Raw genomic sequence first — 17,738 nt, forward strand, 5'->3', positions numbered from 1 at the left:
AATACCTTAATCAGCGGCTTTGCTGCTTTATTTGTTTATCTTTAAATAGAAAGCATTTTTCATAAAACTTCGCGTTAAAAAGAATTATCTAATTATAATAGTTAAAAAATAAAAGTGATTTTTTAATTTCTCGCAGATCAAACAGATGTTTATGTTTATCAGGTTTAATTTGTGATATGAAAATTAAAAATCTGTCATTTCAATGTATAAAATAAAAACGGCTGAAAATTCAGCCGTTTTTTATTTTATATCATTTAATTTTCAAGAATTCTTGTCTTCTTCCAAAAGCTCTCGGGCCTGATACTCCTGCACCAGATCAATGGCATTGGAAATAACATCGCTCAGAGCTGTAATGAAAGTTCCTTCTTCAGCCATTCCCATAGCATGCTTTAACGCTTCAATTTCTTTAGGAATGATCTCATAGCTCACATCTCTTCCGGCTTCGTTGATACCGTCAATAATGAGTCCGTTGATCTCATCTTCCGTTCTGCCTCTCAGATGCTTTTCATTTCTGATGATGATATAATCAAACATTCTTCCTGCAATTTTTCCGCACTCCCGGATATCATTGTCACGTCTGTCACCTACGCCTGAAATAATCCCGATTTTCTTAGTCGACTCTACATTTTTAAGATAATCCTCAATAGCCTCATATCCCGCAGGATTGTGAGCAAAATCAATCAGTACCTTAAAATTTTTGAATTTAAAGACATTCAGCCTTCCCGGTGTAAGCTGGGCACTTGGTATGAAAGTTCTTAATGAATTGGAGATATCTTCGATTCCAAAACCGTACAGATAGCTGGCCAAACTCGCTGCCAACACATTTTCAATCATAAACCTAGCCTTTCCTTCCATCGTGATTGGGAAATCTTTGGCTTTTCCTATCCTGATTTTCCAGTCGCCTTTTTTAATGGTTACAAAGCCTTCTTCGTAGATGCAGGTAATTTTTCCTTCTTTGGCAAATTTTACAATATGAGGATTATTTTCATCCATACTGAAAATGGCGACATTGCTGTCAAGATCATTAATAATCTTCATAGAATATTCGTTATCGGCATTCAGAACGCTCCATCCGTTTTTCTTTACACTGTCCAGAACTACTCTTTTTACTCTGGTAAGGTCTTTCAGGTTGTGAATGTCATTCATTCCCAAATGATCTTCTTCAATATTCGTCAAAACACCAATATCGCACTGCGAAAATCCTAAACCTGAACGCAGGATTCCGCCTCTGGCAGTTTCCAGAACAGCAAATTCCACAGTAGGATCTTTTAAAACAAATTCAGCAGAAAGAGGCCCTGTAGTATCCCCCTTTGATAGCATTGTATTCTGAATATAAATACCATCTGAAGTAGTAAAGCCTACGCGGTAACCATTGCTTTTTACGATATGGGAAATCAGTCTTGTTGTCGTTGTTTTTCCGTTTGTTCCCGTTACGGCAATAATTGGAATGGTAAATGGTTTTCCGGGAGGATAAAGCATGTCAACTACCGGCGCAGCAACGTTTCTTGGAAGGCCTTCGCTTGGAGCCAGGTGCATTCTGAATCCCGGTGCAGCATTCACTTCTATGATGGCTGCCCCGCTTTCTTTAAGGGGCTGTGTAAGGTTTTCCGCCATAATATCGATGCCGCAGACATCCAGGCCTATAATTTTAGAAACCCTTTCAGCCATGGTGATATTTTCGGGATGAACCATATCGGTAACGTCAATTGAAGTACCACCCGTAGAAAGATTTGCAGTGGATTTCAAATAGACCACTTCCCCTTTCTGAGGAACAGTTTCCAGGGTATATTGAAGTTTTTCCAAAAGTTCCAGTGTATCCTTATCAACTTCTATTTCAGTAAGGACATTTTCGTGGCCATAGCCTCTCCTAGGATCTTTGTTTTCTTTATCTATCAGTTGTTGAAGAGTCAATTCACCATCACCCACAACGTGCGCAGGAACTCTTCTTGCAGCGGCTACCATTTTATTATTAATGACCAGGACTCTGAAATCATATCCGGTAACGTATTTTTCTACGATAACTTTCCTTGAATATTTTTGGGCATGTTCCAATCCTATTTTGGCAGCCTCCCAATCGTTCACATTGATGGATGAACCTTTGCCGTGATTGCCGTCTAATGGTTTCAGAACAATAGGATAGCCAATCTTTCTGATGACATCGGTTAAGCCTTCTTCATCCACTACCAAATCTCCAATAGGAACTGGGATAGCAGCATCGTGAAGCATCTTTTTCGTCAGTTCCTTATTACATGCAATATCTACTGCAATGGAACTTGTTTTTCCTGTAATAGTAGCCTGAAATCTCTGCTGGTTTACGCCATAGCCAAGCTGTACCAAAGAATTGGTTCCCAATCTGATCCAGGGAATTTTCCTGGAAACAGCTTCTTCTACAATACTTCCCGTAGAAGGCCCAAGGCGTACACGCTCCCGGATCTCCTTCAGTTTTTGTATACAGCCGTTAATATCATATTCGGTATTATCCACCAGAGATTGTGCTATATTAACTGCTTCCTCAGCGGCATAAATTCCTGCATTTTCTTCAATATAATTAAATACAACATTATATATTCCCGGCGATTTTGTCTCGCGGGTTCTTCCGAAACCTACGTCCATACCTGCCAAAGTCTGTATTTCCAATGCTATGTGCTCGATGACGTGCCCCATCCAGGTTCCTGTTTCTATCCTGTGAAAAAAACCTCCTTCCACCCCTTCGGAGCATCTGTGAGTATACAGAGACGGGAGCAGTTTTTCAATTCTTTCCCGGAAACCGTCGATTTTGTTGGTAGGATAGTTTTCCATTTCTTCCAGATCCAATCTCATCTGTATCAGCTTCTTTCGTCGGATACTCCAGATATTTGGGCCGCGTAATGCCTGTATCTTCTCAATTTTCATATCTATTTGCATTTTTATCAGTTAACAATAACTCCTTCAAAAATCAAAGATAATGTAAAACCCTAAACCAAACTATACCACGTTTAAAGATTTCTCAAAAAAAAATTCAAATAAATCAACAATTCTAAAACATTAAGAATCATTAAAATGTGGTATGAATTTCGCTTAATGTCAATTATTTTTTAAATTTGCACACTATGATGAAACCCGTTGGAAAATTAATTATAATCGGAGGAGCTGTAAACAAAGGAAGTTTTGCAGAAACCGATTTCGACCAGAATATTGAAAAAAACCTTAATTTTTTTGAAAGAGGAATTCTTAGAAAGATCATCAATGAATCGAAGCTTAAGGAAGATTCCGTAATCGAAATTGTAACTACAGCCTCCCAAATCCCACAAATTGTAGGCACAGAATACAAAAAAGCTTTTGAATTTCTTGGCGCCAGAAATGTAAATATCCTTGATATTCATAACCGTGAAGAAGCCAATTCCGATGCCATGGCTGCCAGAGCCAATGCAGCAGATGTCGTGATGTTTACAGGCGGAGATCAGCTGAGGCTGACTTCTATTCTTGGCGGTACAAGATTTCATGATACCATTTTACTGAAATACCAGGAACAGGACTTTATCTATTCTGGAACTTCTGCCGGAGCTGCTGCTGCTTCTGAAAATATGATCTACCAGGGAAGCAGTTCGGAATCTCTTTTAAAAGGAGAAATTAAAACAACGCAGGGACTGGGCTTAATAGACAATGTCATCATTGATACACACTTCGTACAGCGTGGCAGAATCGGACGTCTCTTCCAGGCTGTAGTCAACAATCCAAGAACACTGGGAATAGGTCTGGGAGAAGATACGGGACTTTTCATCCATAATGACGTGATGACTGCAGTAGGTTCAGGTCTTGTTATTCTGGTAGACGGAAGATTTATTAAAGACACCAATCTTACCAATATCAACCTTGGAGAACCCATCTCTATTGATAATTTAACGGTACATGTTATGTCGATGAATGATCATTACGATCTTACGACAAAAACTCTTACGATTGAAAATTCACAGTTTAATCCAATCCCGCAAGATAAATAGTCAAAAGTAATTCTTATTTTAGTTGAAAAATAAAACTAAATGAGAGAAGAAAAAATTGAACAATTTATAAACCTTCTTCTGGAAGGTTATGATGTGGACAATAAAGGAGAAATTATTTCAAACTGTTCTTTATGCTATTCAAATCCGGCTCAATATATAAAAAATAATGATGCAGAATGGGTGATTGAAAGTGATGAAGACGGTGCATTTGAATTTTCACTGACTAATGAGCTTTTTGATTTTCTGATCCGGGGTGATAAAATAGATGAAGTTCATGAGCTTATTGATGAAAGCCTCGATAATCTGATCGGGGATTTTCCAGCAGGGATAAGATATGCGGGTGATTATTTTAAATGGCTGCAGCCTATTCTTGATCAGGAAGACCCACCACTTGAAGTTATTGAACTTGCAGACAGCTATTCTGATGAATTACAACTCATCATTATAGAAAAGCATAATGTAGAAAGCATTTCAAAACTTTGTCAGGAATTGAAGGTTCATTTTAAAAGAACTTCAATACCATATTAACTATATCTAAAGAAATTAAAAAAAATAAAACTCAACTTTATTTATGAAGCTCATCATTCACGGTGGTTTTTTTTCAGAAAGCGATCAAAGCCACGAAGTAAAGACTGCCAAGCAGAATTCTTTAAAAGAAATAGCCCAAAAAGCTTTTGATTATCTTAAAACACATTCTGCTTTCGATACCGTTGCTTACGCTGTTTCACTGTTGGAAGACGATCCTTTATATAATGCCGGCATAGGCTCTCAGATACAGAGTGACGGAGTAATCCGTATGAGTGCTGCAATTATGAACGGAGATACTCAAAAGCTAAGCGGAGTAATCAATATTCAGGATGTAAAGAACCCTATTTTTGTAGCTAAAAACCTGATCAGCGAAGATGACAGGGTTTTGGGAGGAAATGGCGCCAAAATTTATGCATCCGAACACGGTTTTGAAAACTTCTCTACTGAAATTCCTCAGAGAAGAAGTGAATATGACGCTAAGCTTCATAACGGAGGTAAAGGAACTGTAGGCTGTGTAGCTCTTGATAAAGAAGGAAAGCTCGCTGTGGCTACCTCTACAGGAGGGAAAGGCTTTGAAATTCCGGGAAGAATTTCAGATTCTGCCACAGTGGCCGGAAATTATGCCAATTCAGTATGCGCCGTAAGCTGTACGGGCGTAGGAGAAGATATTGTGAGCAACGCGACTGCTGCTAAAATTGTAACAAGAACTACTGATGGAATGAGTCTTGAGCAGGCTTTTAGCAAGACATTTGAAGAATTAAAAACCATAGACGGCTTCGCAGGAGCGATTGCCATTGATAAAGACGGAAATATTTATCATCAGGATTCTTACCCTACTATGGTCTTTGCCAGTTTTGATGGTGAAAATTTTCAGGTCTTTCAATAATTTTAACATTTTTTTATTACCCTATTTAATTTTTTGGCACGTATTTTACATGTTTAACTATAACAAGTTTAATATAAATCATTAAAAATAAAAATCATGGGAAATAAGACAAAAGGGTTATTAGCCTTACTAGGTATCGGTGCTTTAGCATTTTGGAAATATAAAAATTCTACTCCTGAAGAGCAGCAAGCTGTAAAGGATAAAATTAATAATGCTAAGGACAATTTGAACAAATGGGGAAGTGATATTAAGAGCAAAGCTAATGATGTTGCATCTCAGGTTCAGAACAAAGTAGATGAAGCTAAAACAAAAGCTGAAGATTCTTTAAGCTAAGCAAATTAGTTTTTTTAACATTCATATATAGAAAGTCATCGTAATCTCAGGATTATGATGACTTTTTATTTTTCGTTAAGTTCAATGAAACTACTTTTTATGTCCTTTTAAAGCGTACACCAAAGGTAATTTATTGCCGAATTTTGAAATTCTCCATTTTCCTTGTTCAAATTCTTCCACATGATTGAAACAAGGATATGGTGACCAGTCAAACTCCTGGAAAATTTCCAGTTCTATCCCGTGTTTGATCAAATTCTGCAATACCTCGGCTAATGAATGATTCCACATGACATATTCCTGAACGATATCTGCAGACTTATCAGCATAAGTTCCTTCGTAAGTTTCTACAATAGGCTTTTCATTAAAATAATTGTAGGCAACTTTTGTAAAATCATCATCAAACATCCAGACCGCAGGATGAAATTCTGCCATCACCAACTGTCCATCCGGTTTCAGAAAATGGCTGATAGTTTCAGCCCATTTATCCAGATCCGGGAGCCAGCCTATGACTCCGTAGCTTGTGTACACCATATCAAATTTTTCATCCAGAATATCCGGAAGACTGTATACATCCGAACAGATGAATTTTGTATCTGTACCACACTTTTGGGCAAGCTCCTTCGCTGCTTCAATAGCTTTATCCGACAGATCTATGCCGGTAACTTCAGCTCCTATCCTTGATAAGGAAATGGAATCCTGCCCGAAATGACACTGCAGATGGAGGATACTTTTGTTTTTTATATCGCCTAAAAGATCAAGTTCTATCGTGTTGAGTGAACTTCTTCCCTTCAGGAAGTCCTCTACAAAATAGAAATCCGAGTGAAGATGCGGATCTACTTTGGCATTCCAGGAGTTTTTATTGATTTCCAGGTAATTTTCCATGGTGATATTGTTTAAGTTAATTGAACAAATGTTCTTTAAATCTTTTTAAATGGATTATTGTGTTTTTTAGAGTAATGAGTTAATTAGATTCCAGGAATAACGATTGATGTATAAGGGCTGTAAAGCTCCCATCCAATTGATTCGTAAAGCGCTTTTCCCTCTTTCGTCGCCACTAAAAAATTATTACGGATACCATTTGCTAATGCATTTCTCTCAAGCTCATGCATCAAAAAAGTAGCAAGACCTTTTCTGCGGTGTTTTTCGTCTGTGACTATTCTGTCGTAAACCGCAAAATCATCCACAAGAACAACATGGCCGGAACAGGCCAGATCACCATTCTCAGCAATGATCTTCAGCAATAGGGCCGAATTATATTTTTCATATTCCAGACGGTAGCCTTTATACAGAACGGAATCAGGATTTTTCATCGGCTGGAAACAGGACATCATATAACCCGGCGGTTGTATTTTCCATCTTTCAGGGACTGCATCTTTTACCTCATCAGGCGGAACACAGACTTTAAGGTGGATCCAGGGCTCGGTAGTGATTTTTGAAAGGTTAAGAAAATCGTCATTCAGTTCAGAAAAAACATATCTTATTTTTTGCTTTTCCTCTCCTACTTCTACTTTAAAACCGGATCCATATTTTACCGGAAGAGGAAGTTTTCTTGATAAAGACCATCCTTTTAACCATTTTCCTATAATATCATTCATTATTCTGCTCATTATATTGATATTTGTAGTTTGAAAATCAGCCAAGCAATCTCTTTTTCTGTTCTGTAAATTCTTCCTCAGTCAAAACACCGCTTTCTTTTAGCCTTCCTAACTGTTCCAACTGATCTAAAACTGTGGGTTCTGTTTTATTTTGAAAATATTCTTTTGGACGGGCCATAAAATCCCTTACTTTTTCACAAAATAATTCTGCATAATATTTTCCAACATTATCTATTTCAAGAACATTATTTGCAATGTGAATATCTACGGAAGCCAGCATTAACGACTTTTCATATTGTATGGAGCTTACTTTATCGTAAGAAAAATCTTCTACTTTCAACCCGTACATGAATTCTTTATCTATAAAAATCAATCTTCTTTCAGTTGCCACTAAAATGATATGATTATTGTTCAGCTTATTTCTTCCCTCAATCAGGTAAACAATTTTCTCATCCTCCGAAAGTACATCCGGCAGGGCATGAATTTCTTTTCTGGCAAAAATGGTAGGATTAATATCTAATGTTTCCAGCTCATCCTTTATTTCGTCAAGTCTTGATTTTTCACTCATTATTTGTTTTTAAATGGTTAATTACAAATTTAATTTTTTCTAAAATACAAAAAGCATTATCTGGTGATAATGCTTTTCATTTTATATTGTATAGAGCTTATCCTAAAAACTCTTCCAAAGAAACTGTTTTTTGTTCTCCGGCATCAAGATTTTTAAAGGTAACCGTTCCGTTTTTGATCTCTTCTTCTCCTAAGAAAACCAGGTTTTTAATACCTTTCTTTTCAGCATATGTAAACTGTTTATTCAGTTTTGCGTTTTCCGGATATAGTTCAGCGGAAATTCCTTTTTCTCTCAGCTGCATGATCATCTTTAAAGCTTCTACGGTTCCTTCGCCTCCGAAATTAGCAAACAGATATTCTACCTGGGTTGTAGCCTCCTGAGGGAAAAGCTCAAGCTCTTCCATTACCAGATAAACCCTGTCCAAACCAAATGAAACTCCGATCCCAGGAATATTTTTCACTCCGAAAACCTCTGTAAGGTTATCATATCTACCGCCACCGCCAATAGATCCCATGGCCACCTCATCTGCTTTCACCTCAAAAATAGCTCCTGTATAATAATCCAAACCTCTGGCCAGGGTAATATTGAACACAAGATTCTGCATATCTACTCCCAGATTCATAGACTGTGTAAGAACAAATTCCAGTTCCTCTACCCCTTTCAGCCCAATTTCATTGCCTGCAAATTTCTCTTTCAACTGAAGAAGGTTTTCCAAAGCATCATCGGACTGATTAAACAAGAATTCCAGTTTATCAATCGATTCCTGAGAAATTTCTCTTTCCAGCAATTCCTTAACTACTCCTTCTTTCCCTATCTTATCAAGCTTATCCAGAGCCACAGTAAATTCAATCAGTTTGTCTGTAATACCTGCATACTCAGCCAGACCGGAAAGAATTTTCCTGTTGTTCATATGAATCGTAACAGGAATTTTGAGATCGGAAAATGATTTCAGATACAGCTGAACCAGATCAACTTCCTGCAATAAGCTTTCGCTTCCCACCACATCTGCATCACACTGATAAAATTCTCTGAATCTTCCTTTCTGCGGACGGTCTGCCCTCCATACAGGCTGAATCTGATAACGCTTGTAAGGAAATGTCAGCTTCCCATGATTCATAGCTACAAATCTGGCAAAAGGCACAGTAAGGTCGTAACGGAGTGCTTTATCTGAAATTTGAGGGATAAGTTTCTGGTGATTCTTATGATCCCAGTCTTCCTGATTTACTTTAGAAGCATACTCTCCTGAGTTTAAAATTTTAAAAATCAACCGGTCACCTTCCTCTCCGTATTTTCCTGTCAGTGTCGAAAGATTTTCAAAACTCGGTGTTTCTAATGGCTGAAAACCGAACAATTCAAAATTATTCTGTAAAATATTGATAATATATTTTCTTCTTGAAACTTCCTGTGCGGTAAAATCTCTCGTTCCTTTTGCTAAGCTTGGCTTCATGTACTGTATGTCATTTTGATAATGCAAAAATAAGGAATTGAAAGGACTTTTCCGAAATATAAAAAAGCTGGAGAATATCATTTCTCCAGCCTTGATGCATCATCATTGTTAAATCCGAAAAAATCAGACACTTTCGAGAATTTCAAGAATCTCTTCACCATAATTTTCAATCTTATGCTTTCCGAAACCTTTGATCTCCAGGAGCTCTTCTTTTTTAGCAGGTTTATACTTGGCTACTGACATCAGTTCTTTATTGCTCGCGATAAAGTAAGTAGGAAGATTCTGTTCTTTAGCCTTCTCAGATCTCCAGTATTTCAGGGCATTTAAAATTTTCTCTTCATCGGAGTTTAAAACGTCATTATCTGCAGAGTACTTTACTGCCTTTGGTTCTTTCACCATACTTTTAGCTGTTTTCAGCTCTTCAAAATACAGGATTACGGACCAATAACATTCATCATTTACAAAAGCGGTTTCCACTTTTATAATTTCGTTCACTTCAAGGAAATCATCAAGCATTTTCTGATCTCTGTGGAGGAATTCTTTAGCAAGTCTGATTTTAAGAACTTTTACTTTCATCATTTGTGTTTTTAGAATTATTTGCCTCCTAAAAGCAGGATTTCATCGATTCTGATTTCTGTAATATAGCGCTTAACACCGTCCTTGTCATCATACGATCTGTAGGTAAGCTTCCCTTCAATGGCAATTTCTTTTCCTTTGGGCACATACTTCTGCAGGATTTCAGCTGTTTTTCCAAAAGCAATCAGATTATGCCATTGTGTTTCCTCTACCTTTTCACCTTTTGCATTCGTGTAATGATCGCTGGTGGCTAAAGATACGCTTGCCTTTACATTTCCACTTTCGAAGTTTACGGTTTCAACTTCTTTACCTGTGTAACCAATTAATGTTACTTTGTTTCTTAGTGACATAACTTATAAATTTTTAAGATTAATAATACAGATAAGAGACGTTCACTGTTTTCTCAAATCTCTGTTGCAAAGATGGTTACCCCAACCCATGTTAGTCGGTTATAAACTATTTAAATTCGTTTGTAGTCGTTTGCAAACGAATATTTCCGTATCTTTGATCAAATCAACCTATGAAAAAGGACATCAGCATTTTCGAGTTTCCTTTTAATCTTGGACTCACTAAAAAAGAGGATGAGACAGAACCTGGAGTAAAAAAACTTCCTGATTGGCTCAGGAAATTTGGTTTTCATCAAGGAATCAGTCCTAAAAGTATTTTCAGATTGGAAGCTCCGGAATATGTAATGGATTTTGATAAAGAAACCGGAGTTAGAAATCCTTATCAGATTATTGAATATGCAAAAAAGCAATCCGAGCTTATTCTAAAGAATTTTAATAAAGATACCTTTCATCTGATGTTGGGTGGTGATTGCAGTATCCTGATTGGGAGTGCTCTTGCCTTAAAGCAGCTTGGTCATTTCGGTTTGTTTTATCTTGACGGTCACACAGATTATATCCCTCCAAAGTTATCTCCCAGCGGAGGTGTTGCAGGAATGGATTTGGCAATTGTTTCAGGATTGGGTCATCAAAAACTGACTAATATTGATGGTCTCAAGCCCTATTTCAAGGAAGAACATATTTTCTGTGTGGGAAATGCGGAAACGGATGATGATGAATATGTAGGGGAAATTCTAAATTCCAAAATTCATTATTTTGACCTGGAGAATCTAAGGAAGAATGGTTTTAGAAAAACTGCAGAAGATTTCCTGAGAATGGCGGAAGAAAAGAACCTTGACGGATTCTTTATCCATCTCGATGTAGATGTGCTGAAAGATGAAATTATGCCCGTTGTAGACAGCAGAATGGAAGACGGAATTGATTATGAAAATTTAAAAGAAATACTAATGCCATTGATAGTGGATGAAAGATGTTTTGGATTAGAAATCACTATCCTGGATCCTGATTATGATACAGAAGGGATTTACACCCAACCTTTCATTGAAACTTTAATTAAGATTATAAATAAACCAAGCAAAAGAATCTAAATATGAAAAAAATTACAAGAATATGGCACGGGATTGTCCATGCTGAAAAAGCAGATGAATATCTCAGATATGTTGAAGAGACAGGTATCTTACAGTATAAAAATACTCCAGGAAATCTTTCGACCAAAATACTGAGAAAAAAAGATAAGGAAATCTGTCATTTTCTGACTGTTACCGAGTGGGACTCTTATGAAAGTATTAAGAAATTTGCAGGAGATAATTATGAAAAGGCAAAATATTATCCTGAGGACAAAAATTTTTTACTGGAATTTGAGGAAAGTGTCACCCATTATGAAACTTTTGAATATTGATTAAATAGAAATAAATTTTGAAGAAAACAATTAAAAGAACACTTAGAGTTTCGAAATATGTGATTTATAAAGAAACCCTGGTTGATTATAAAGAGCATTTCTGGTCTTTTCTGGGAGCATTCGTCGGAATCGGGATTATTGCCTTTATTCAGTCCCATACTTTGGCTGCCACTGAAAATATATTCCTGATCGGGTCTTTTGGAGCCTCAAGTGTTCTGATTTATGGAGCCATCCAAAGTCCCCTAGCCCAGCCCAGAAACCTGGTAGGTGGTCATGTTCTTTCGGCATTGGTTGGCGTTACCATTTATAAAATTGTGCCTGATATCATTTGGCTTTCCGCACCACTGGCTGTAGCTTTTTCCATAGTGCTGATGCAGTATACCAAAACACTTCACCCGCCCGGCGGTGCAACAGCACTGATTGCCGTGAGCTCTACCGGGAAAATTCCGGAGCTGGGGTATTGGTATGTTCTTTCTCCTGTTTTGTCCGGATGTATCATTCTTTTACTGGCTGCTCTTTTATTCAACAATATCACCCCGAACAGAAGCTATCCTACTCATACAAGGTTCAAAAGGTTATTGAGGAAAAAACATCAGCATATCCACAAACTGAAAAAATAAAAATTATGAACTGTCTTGAATGCGGCGAAAAAATTATCGGCAGAGCAGACAAAAAATTCTGCAACGATGCCTGCCGGAATGCCTATAATAATAAGCAGAATAAGGATTCTACCAATTTAATGCGGAATGTCAACAATAAGCTTCGCAAAAATTACCGCATCCTTTTGGAGCTGAATACGGACGGTAAAGCAAAAATTCCCAAATCCAGAATGGATGGCTTAGGTTTTGATTTCGATTATTTTACCAACCTGAAAGTTTATAAAAATGGCTCTGAATACCGTTTCATCTATGACTATGGCTATAAATTTTTAGAAGATGATTTTGTACTGATTGTAAAGAATCAGACATAATCTGCACATCACCCACAAATATTGTATATTGTATTATGAAAGAAATTGTCCTTATCACCGGTGCCGGCGGAATGATCGCTAGAAAACTCTCTAAAAAGCTGGAGAAAGAATACACAGTAAGATTCCTGACCCGGAAGAAAAAACATGACAACGATTTTGAATGGGATATTAAAAACGCAACCATGGATGAGTCTGCTCTGGACAATATTTCCCACATCATTCATCTGGCAGGAGCCAATATTTCGGAAAAACGCTGGACTAAGGAAAGAAAGCGGGAACTGATATCCAGCCGTGTAGATTCTGCAGGACTTCTTTTAAAAACCTTAAAAAAGAAAAAAATAAAGCTCAAATCTTTTATTTCCGCTTCAGGAATCAATTATTACGGAACCGTAACAACTGAAAGAATTTATTCTGAAAATGATCCTCCGGGCAATGATTTTCTGAGTGAAGTGGTGGTTTTATGGGAAAGGGCAGCAGATGATTTCAAGGAACAGAACCTGGCTGAAAGAGTGGTTAAAGTACGGACCGCCGTTGTTCTTTCCAGGGAAGACGGTGCATTAAAGAAAATGGTTCCTACCATACAATACGGTATAGGATCTGCTTTGGGAAGCGGAAAACAATATATGCCGTGGATCCACATTGAAGATATCTGTTCAATTTATGAAGCTTCTTTAAAAGATACTACTATTGACGGGGCATATAATGCTGTTTCTCCTCAACATACCACGAATGAAAATTTAACCAAGAAGATTGCTGAAGTCCTTGATAAACCTCTTTTTATGCCTCATGTTCCCGCTTTTGTTCTGAAGCTGATATTCGGAGAATTGGCAGATGCATTACTGGAAGGCTCAAGGGCATCTTCACAAGAGATCCAGGAAACAGGGTTTCAATTTAAATTTCCGGATCTGAAAATGGCTTTAGAGAATCTTTTGAAAGAAAGGTAATAATAATCCCGTAGAAGCCAAATCCAGTCAATTGTTCTTTTTTATATCTTGATGCTTTTCAAGGCCTTATTCAGCAGAAATGTGAGTGTTTGTAATTCAGCATGATCCAAAGCTCCCGAAACCTGATCAGCAACCGTTTTCCGGAAGTTCTCCGAATTATTGATCAAAAACTGCCCTTTTTCTGTAGCAGAAAGATTAAAGATTCTTCTGTCGGAAGTACTTTGCTTCTGCACTATAAGGTCATTTTTAATTAAAAATTTAATCTGCTTCGACACTGCTGCCTGACTGACATTAAATGCCTTAGAAATCTGCTTTCCGGTAACTTCCTCTTTCCGGTATATATATTCTATAATATTGTAATGGGTGGCGGTAACTCCGCTGATATTTCCTTTATTCATATTGGCCAGTATAAAGCACTGCCAATCTGTAAAGGCATTAAAAAAATCATCATTCTGTTGTTTCATAAAAAACACTTAACTTAGTTAACTATTAACAAAGTTAATGAAATTATTATGAAAGAGATTATCATCACCCACGCCCGACAGAATAATTTAAAAAATATTTCATTACGCATTCCAAAGAATAAAATAACGGTTTTCACAGGGGTTTCCGGATCCGGAAAATCTTCTTTGGTATTTGAAACCATTGGAGCTGAAGCCCAGCGTCAAATCAACGAGACACAAAATAGCTTTATAAGAAACCGTCTGCAGCACTTCGGGGTTCCCAATGTTGATAAAATTGAGAATCTGAACGTCCCTTTCATCATCAATCAAAAAAGATTAGGTGGAAATGCACGTTCCACAGTAGGAACAGCCACGGACATTTACGCCTCCCTCCGGTTGCTTTTTTCCAGAATTGGAAAACCGTTTGTAGGCTATTCCAATATATTCTCATTTAACAATCCACAGGGAATGTGCCGTGAATGTGAAGGGTTAGGCTATGTACAAACCGTAAATATAGAAACTCTTTTTGACAAAAATAAATCGCTGAATGAAGGCGCCATACAGTTTCCAACATTTCAGCCCGGTGGTTGGCGGCTCACCCGGTATATTCATTCAGGTTATTTCGATAATGACAAAAAGCTTAAAGATTTTACTAAGCAAGAATGGGAACTATTGCTGAATGCAGAAGAACACAGTCCGAAAAATCCCGGTAAGGAATGGGGAAAAACAGTAAAATATAAAGGCGTTATTCCAAGAATTGAAAATTCATTTCTGAAAAAAGATTCTAAAGAGAATATAACCAGAAAAGATACTTTAAAAAAAGTCATTATTACCAAAGAATGCCCTGTCTGCAAAGGGCAGCGCCTCAATTCAAAAGTACTGTCATGTAAAATAAACGGCAAAAACATTGCCGACTGTACAGCCTTATCCATCGATGACCTGTTAAACTTCATCCGGGAAATACTATCTGAATCGTATGTTTCCGTTATACTGGAACTTGAAAAAAAACTTCAAAACCTTCTTGATGTAGGTTTACAGTATCTGAGCCTGGACCGACAAACGGACACGCTTTCAGGAGGAGAATCCCAAAGGATAAAAATGGTAAAGCAGTTAGGAAACAGCCTTGTAGACCTGTTGTATATCTTTGATGAACCCAGCATTGGCCTTCATCCTAAGGATATAGACCATATCGTAGACATCATCAGAAAAATAAGGGATAAAGGAAATACCGTTCTGATTGTGGAACATGATCCGGACCTGATCAAAATAGCAGACCTGGTCATCGATATGGGACCCGGTTCAGGGAAAAACGGAGGTGAAATTATGTATCAGGGAACCTTTAAGAGTTTAAAAAATGCTAAAGGCAAAACAGGCAGCTATTTCAATAAAGAAAGGGTTTACAATGTAAATCCGAGACCTGCCAAAGGCTTTCTTGAAATAAATAACGGTAATCTTCACAATTTAAAGAACGTCAGTATCAAAATACCCACCGGAATCATGACTGTGGTAACCGGTGTAGCAGGCTCAGGAAAAAGTACGCTGATCAATAAAGTTTTACCTTTATTTTATCCTCGAGTCACCGTAGTGGACCAGTCTGTTTTCACAGCGAGCAGCCGTTCAAACCTTTTAACCTACCTTAACCTGTCAGATACTGTTAGAAAGCTTTTTTCAACCTCCAACGATGTCTCTGAAAAACTATTTAGCAGAAACGGGCAAGGCGCATGCCCCAATTGTAAAGGTTTAGGTATTGAAAAGATAGACCTTGCATTTATGGATGATATCGAACAGCCTTGTGAAGTCTGCCATGGATCAGGATACAAACCCGAAGTTTTAAAATATGAATATCAGGGGAAAAATATCGCTGACATTATGAATATGACCGTTTTTGAAGCCCTCCATTTTTTCCCGAAATCCGGCTTCGAACATGAATTTGGTCTGCTGATCAAATTGGGCTTGGATTACCTGACCCTCGGACAAAGGCTGGACAGTTTCTCAGGCGGTGAAAGGCAGCGCCTGAAACTAACCAGAGAATTGAATCACACCAATAAAATTATTATCCTGGATGAACCCAGTACAGGCCTCCATCCTATTGATAATGAGAAGCTCCTTTCTTTTTTCCAGGAATTAATCAATAAAGGAAATACCCTGATCGTTATTGAACATAATCTGGATATTATTGCCCAAGCGGATTGGATCATTGATATTGGTCCCGGGGCTGGGAAACTTGGCGGGAAGATTGTATTCGAAGGAACCGTAGAAAAACTGCTGTCTGCCAGCGATTCTGCAACCTCCATTTATTTAAAGAAACACCTGAAAGGCAAATAAATTATTTTAACTAAAAACTGTCTGTTTATTATATGTTGATCACCTTATTTTAAAGGATGATGAGGCTTGTTGAAAAAGAAATATTAATTTAGCATTCCCATCAGGGCACCACAATATAACATAGAAATATCCAATGCAGAATCCTAACATCAACATTCTTAAAACAGAAATTTTATCAGATAACTGGTATACTTTAAAAAAAGTTACCTACACCATTGAAAAAAAGGACGGAAATAAAGAAACCCAAAGCAGAGAGGCCTACGACAGGGGAAACGGAGCGGTTATCCTTCTTTATAATAAGATTTCCGGAACCGTAATTTTAACCCGACAGTTCAGGCTCCCAACCTTCATCAACGGAAATACTACAGGTGTGCTTATTGAAGCCTGTGCAGGTCTTCTGGATAATGACAACCCTGAAGAATGCATCAAAAGAGAAACGGAAGAAGAAACCGGCTATAAAATCTCAAAAGTTGAAAAAGTGTTTCAGGCCTATATGTCACCCGGCTCTGTAACGGAAATCCTGCATTTTTTTACCGCTGAATATTCTCATGAAATGAAGATCACAGAAGGAGGCGGACTTGAAGAAGAAGGCGAGAACATCGAAGTTTTAGAGCTGCCTTTTGAAGATGCTCTTGCAATGATAGACAAGGGAGAGATTATGGATGCCAAGACCATTATGCTGCTACAGTATTTACGCATTAAAAACATTGTGTAGATGAGAAAATTAGTCCCAGCTTTGGTTATACTTATCCTGGCCAGCTGTAAAGAAGAGCCACAAAAAGAAACATACACACCTGTAAGTAATAAAATTAGTGAAGTTCCCAAAACTGAGATTGTAAAAGATGCGATATATTCTGAATTCAAGCCTGAAAACATTACCGGCTTAAAAATTAAAGGATTTGATGTTGAAAAAGCTTTTTCTGTCGGGGAAAATAAGATTGTAACAGGAAGCTATCCATTTATTGATGGGAAAGCTACTTTGCCGGATACTGAAAAAGATTGGGGAAACAGGCTTTTAATGCTCAATAACAAAAACGAAATCATTTACACATCCAAAGGATCCGGGGAAACCTATCTTTATGAACCTTATTTTTATAAGAACAATCAGAACGGCCATATTATCATTGTCTGCCAGCAAGCTTTTGAATATTTCTTTGGAGGTGAAGCCTTTTTATTGGAAAAAGGGAAAATAAAATATCTTGGAAATTTAGATATTGAACCTAATGATGAGAGAAAAAAATTAACTGATATCTTAAGAATCCAGGAATCAAACAAAGAGATCAACTTTACTTTTGATGCAGATTCATTGGTCTTAAAACCAGGAAATGAAGATATTGTGATCAGAAACAATAATGCAAAATATATCTATGATCAACACTCCCTAACATTCCATCAATAGA

The 17,738-nt window shown here is 37.4% G+C and carries 20 protein-coding genes; 12 read left to right on the plus strand and 8 right to left on the minus strand.

All coding sequences use genetic code 11. The annotated features are described in order from the left end of the window. Positions 1–261: 261 nt before the first annotated feature. Positions 262–2,892, minus strand: coding sequence for a cyanophycin synthetase (gene cphA, locus ACM40_RS19000; protein WP_048504522.1), 2,631 nt, complete (start codon positions 2,890–2,892; stop codon positions 262–264). 200 nt (positions 2,893–3,092) lie between these two features. Here cphA and ACM40_RS19005 point away from each other — a divergent pair, with 200 nt between their 5' ends. The 4 genes from ACM40_RS19005 to ACM40_RS19020 all read left to right on the plus strand — a co-directional run bounded on the left by ACM40_RS19005 (position 3,093) and on the right by ACM40_RS19020 (position 5,727). Next, complete coding sequence (locus tag ACM40_RS19005) at positions 3,093–3,980, plus strand: cyanophycinase (RefSeq protein ID WP_048504523.1); 888 nt, start codon at positions 3,093–3,095, stop codon at positions 3,978–3,980. Between the two features lie 39 nt (positions 3,981–4,019). Beyond that, on the plus strand, positions 4,020–4,508 hold the full coding sequence (locus ACM40_RS19010) for a hypothetical protein (protein ID WP_048504349.1): 489 nt from the start codon (positions 4,020–4,022) through the stop codon (positions 4,506–4,508). 43 nt (positions 4,509–4,551) lie between these two features. Further along, positions 4,552–5,394, plus strand: coding sequence for an isoaspartyl peptidase/L-asparaginase (locus tag ACM40_RS19015; protein ID WP_048504350.1), 843 nt, complete (start codon positions 4,552–4,554; stop codon positions 5,392–5,394). 96 nt (positions 5,395–5,490) lie between these two features. Next, positions 5,491–5,727 (plus strand): YtxH domain-containing protein, encoded by a 237-nt coding sequence (locus ACM40_RS19020; RefSeq protein WP_048504351.1) that lies wholly within the window; start codon positions 5,491–5,493, stop codon positions 5,725–5,727. A gap of 90 nt (positions 5,728–5,817) precedes the next feature. Here the strand turns inward: ACM40_RS19020 and ACM40_RS19025 are convergent, their stop codons facing one another. The 6 genes from ACM40_RS19025 to ACM40_RS19050 all read right to left on the minus strand — a co-directional run bounded on the left by ACM40_RS19025 (position 5,818) and on the right by ACM40_RS19050 (position 10,263). Continuing rightward, positions 5,818–6,609, minus strand: coding sequence for a class I SAM-dependent methyltransferase (locus tag ACM40_RS19025; protein ID WP_048504352.1), 792 nt, complete (start codon positions 6,607–6,609; stop codon positions 5,818–5,820). Positions 6,610–6,692: 83 nt separating this feature from the next. Continuing rightward, positions 6,693–7,334 (minus strand): GNAT family N-acetyltransferase, encoded by a 642-nt coding sequence (locus tag ACM40_RS19030; RefSeq protein WP_228376220.1) that lies wholly within the window; start codon positions 7,332–7,334, stop codon positions 6,693–6,695. A 25-nt stretch (positions 7,335–7,359) separates the two neighbouring features. Beyond that, complete coding sequence (locus tag ACM40_RS19035) at positions 7,360–7,890, minus strand: PH domain-containing protein (RefSeq protein WP_048504353.1); 531 nt, start codon at positions 7,888–7,890, stop codon at positions 7,360–7,362. 97 nt (positions 7,891–7,987) lie between these two features. After that, positions 7,988–9,337, minus strand: a complete 1,350-nt coding sequence (gene hisS / locus ACM40_RS19040) for a histidine--tRNA ligase (protein WP_048504354.1) — start codon at positions 9,335–9,337, stop codon at positions 7,988–7,990. A 123-nt stretch (positions 9,338–9,460) separates the two neighbouring features. Beyond that, complete coding sequence (locus ACM40_RS19045) at positions 9,461–9,916, minus strand: HRDC domain-containing protein (RefSeq protein ID WP_228376221.1); 456 nt, start codon at positions 9,914–9,916, stop codon at positions 9,461–9,463. Between the two features lie 14 nt (positions 9,917–9,930). Further along, the gene (locus tag ACM40_RS19050) at positions 9,931–10,263 is read right to left on the minus strand and encodes a single-stranded DNA-binding protein (RefSeq protein WP_048504355.1); all 333 of its coding nucleotides are present in this window, start codon (positions 10,261–10,263) and stop codon (positions 9,931–9,933) included. Between the two features lie 170 nt (positions 10,264–10,433). On the opposite strand from ACM40_RS19050, the gene ACM40_RS19055 reads away from it, so the two are divergent. From ACM40_RS19055 to ACM40_RS19075, 5 genes are read left to right on the plus strand one after another with little or no spacing between them, the layout of a single operon-like run. Further along, positions 10,434–11,345: an arginase family protein gene (locus tag ACM40_RS19055; RefSeq protein WP_048504356.1), complete on the plus strand. Its 912-nt coding sequence runs from the start codon at positions 10,434–10,436 to the stop codon at positions 11,343–11,345. A 2-nt stretch (positions 11,346–11,347) separates the two neighbouring features. Continuing rightward, a complete protein-coding gene (locus ACM40_RS19060; RefSeq protein ID WP_048504357.1) occupies positions 11,348–11,656 on the plus strand; it encodes a hypothetical protein in 309 nt (102 codons plus the stop codon). 17 nt (positions 11,657–11,673) lie between these two features. Then, positions 11,674–12,276 carry an HPP family protein gene (locus ACM40_RS19065; protein WP_048504358.1) on the plus strand — a complete coding sequence of 201 codons (603 nt, stop codon included), beginning with the start codon at positions 11,674–11,676 and terminating at the stop codon, positions 12,274–12,276. A gap of 5 nt (positions 12,277–12,281) precedes the next feature. Further along, the gene (locus ACM40_RS19070) at positions 12,282–12,626 is read left to right on the plus strand and encodes a hypothetical protein (protein ID WP_048504359.1); all 345 of its coding nucleotides are present in this window, start codon (positions 12,282–12,284) and stop codon (positions 12,624–12,626) included. Positions 12,627–12,661: 35 nt separating this feature from the next. Next, positions 12,662–13,570, plus strand: coding sequence for a TIGR01777 family oxidoreductase (locus ACM40_RS19075; RefSeq protein WP_048504360.1), 909 nt, complete (start codon positions 12,662–12,664; stop codon positions 13,568–13,570). A gap of 41 nt (positions 13,571–13,611) precedes the next feature. Here ACM40_RS19075 and ACM40_RS19080 read toward each other — a convergent pair whose 3' ends face one another. Beyond that, the gene (locus tag ACM40_RS19080; protein ID WP_048504361.1) at positions 13,612–14,034 is read right to left on the minus strand and encodes a MarR family winged helix-turn-helix transcriptional regulator; all 423 of its coding nucleotides are present in this window, start codon (positions 14,032–14,034) and stop codon (positions 13,612–13,614) included. Positions 14,035–14,082: 48 nt separating this feature from the next. Here ACM40_RS19080 and ACM40_RS19085 point away from each other — a divergent pair, with 48 nt between their 5' ends. The 3 genes from ACM40_RS19085 (at position 14,083) to ACM40_RS19095 (ending at position 17,737) form a co-directional block, all read left to right on the plus strand. Next, positions 14,083–16,338, plus strand: coding sequence for an ATP-binding cassette domain-containing protein (locus ACM40_RS19085; RefSeq protein WP_048504362.1), 2,256 nt, complete (start codon positions 14,083–14,085; stop codon positions 16,336–16,338). Positions 16,339–16,471: 133 nt separating this feature from the next. Then, on the plus strand, positions 16,472–17,053 hold the full coding sequence (gene nudK / locus ACM40_RS19090; protein ID WP_048504363.1) for a GDP-mannose pyrophosphatase NudK: 582 nt from the start codon (positions 16,472–16,474) through the stop codon (positions 17,051–17,053). Further along, positions 17,054–17,737 carry a hypothetical protein gene (locus tag ACM40_RS19095; RefSeq protein WP_048504364.1) on the plus strand — a complete coding sequence of 228 codons (684 nt, stop codon included), beginning with the start codon at positions 17,054–17,056 and terminating at the stop codon, positions 17,735–17,737. Position 17,738 lies beyond the last annotated feature (1 nt).

This window comes from Chryseobacterium sp. BLS98, assembly GCF_001045445.1.
In the GTDB taxonomy this organism is placed as follows: Bacteria; Bacteroidota; Bacteroidia; order Flavobacteriales; family Weeksellaceae; genus Chryseobacterium.

What these genes read in the sequence shown, in the direction of transcription:
- ACM40_RS19015 (WP_048504350.1), top strand. Translation starts at nt 4,552, where the DNA reads ATGAAGCTCATCATTCACGGTGGTTTTTTTTCAGAAAGCGATCAAAGC.
- ACM40_RS19020 (WP_048504351.1), top strand. Translation starts at nt 5,491, where the DNA reads ATGGGAAATAAGACAAAAGGGTTATTAGCCTTACTAGGTATCGGTGCT.
- hisS (WP_048504354.1), bottom strand. Translation starts at nt 9,337, where the DNA reads ATGAAGCCAAGCTTAGCAAAAGGAACGAGAGATTTTACCGCACAGGAA.
- ACM40_RS19080 (WP_048504361.1), bottom strand. Translation starts at nt 14,034, where the DNA reads ATGAAACAACAGAATGATGATTTTTTTAATGCCTTTACAGATTGGCAG.
- ACM40_RS19005 (WP_048504523.1), top strand. Translation starts at nt 3,093, where the DNA reads ATGAAACCCGTTGGAAAATTAATTATAATCGGAGGAGCTGTAAACAAA.
- ACM40_RS19050 (WP_048504355.1), bottom strand. Translation starts at nt 10,263, where the DNA reads ATGTCACTAAGAAACAAAGTAACATTAATTGGTTACACAGGTAAAGAA.
- cphA (WP_048504522.1), bottom strand. Translation starts at nt 2,892, where the DNA reads ATGAAAATTGAGAAGATACAGGCATTACGCGGCCCAAATATCTGGAGT.
- ACM40_RS19055 (WP_048504356.1), top strand. Translation starts at nt 10,434, where the DNA reads ATGAAAAAGGACATCAGCATTTTCGAGTTTCCTTTTAATCTTGGACTC.
- ACM40_RS19060 (WP_048504357.1), top strand. Translation starts at nt 11,348, where the DNA reads ATGAAAAAAATTACAAGAATATGGCACGGGATTGTCCATGCTGAAAAA.
- ACM40_RS19035 (WP_048504353.1), bottom strand. Translation starts at nt 7,890, where the DNA reads ATGAGTGAAAAATCAAGACTTGACGAAATAAAGGATGAGCTGGAAACA.
- ACM40_RS19095 (WP_048504364.1), top strand. Translation starts at nt 17,054, where the DNA reads ATGAGAAAATTAGTCCCAGCTTTGGTTATACTTATCCTGGCCAGCTGT.
- ACM40_RS19045 (WP_228376221.1), bottom strand. Translation starts at nt 9,916, where the DNA reads ATGATGAAAGTAAAAGTTCTTAAAATCAGACTTGCTAAAGAATTCCTC.
- nudK (WP_048504363.1), top strand. Translation starts at nt 16,472, where the DNA reads ATGCAGAATCCTAACATCAACATTCTTAAAACAGAAATTTTATCAGAT.
- ACM40_RS19070 (WP_048504359.1), top strand. Translation starts at nt 12,282, where the DNA reads ATGAACTGTCTTGAATGCGGCGAAAAAATTATCGGCAGAGCAGACAAA.
- ACM40_RS19025 (WP_048504352.1), bottom strand. Translation starts at nt 6,609, where the DNA reads ATGGAAAATTACCTGGAAATCAATAAAAACTCCTGGAATGCCAAAGTA.
- ACM40_RS19085 (WP_048504362.1), top strand. Translation starts at nt 14,083, where the DNA reads ATGAAAGAGATTATCATCACCCACGCCCGACAGAATAATTTAAAAAAT.
- ACM40_RS19030 (WP_228376220.1), bottom strand. Translation starts at nt 7,334, where the DNA reads ATGAGCAGAATAATGAATGATATTATAGGAAAATGGTTAAAAGGATGG.
- ACM40_RS19010 (WP_048504349.1), top strand. Translation starts at nt 4,020, where the DNA reads ATGAGAGAAGAAAAAATTGAACAATTTATAAACCTTCTTCTGGAAGGT.
- ACM40_RS19075 (WP_048504360.1), top strand. Translation starts at nt 12,662, where the DNA reads ATGAAAGAAATTGTCCTTATCACCGGTGCCGGCGGAATGATCGCTAGA.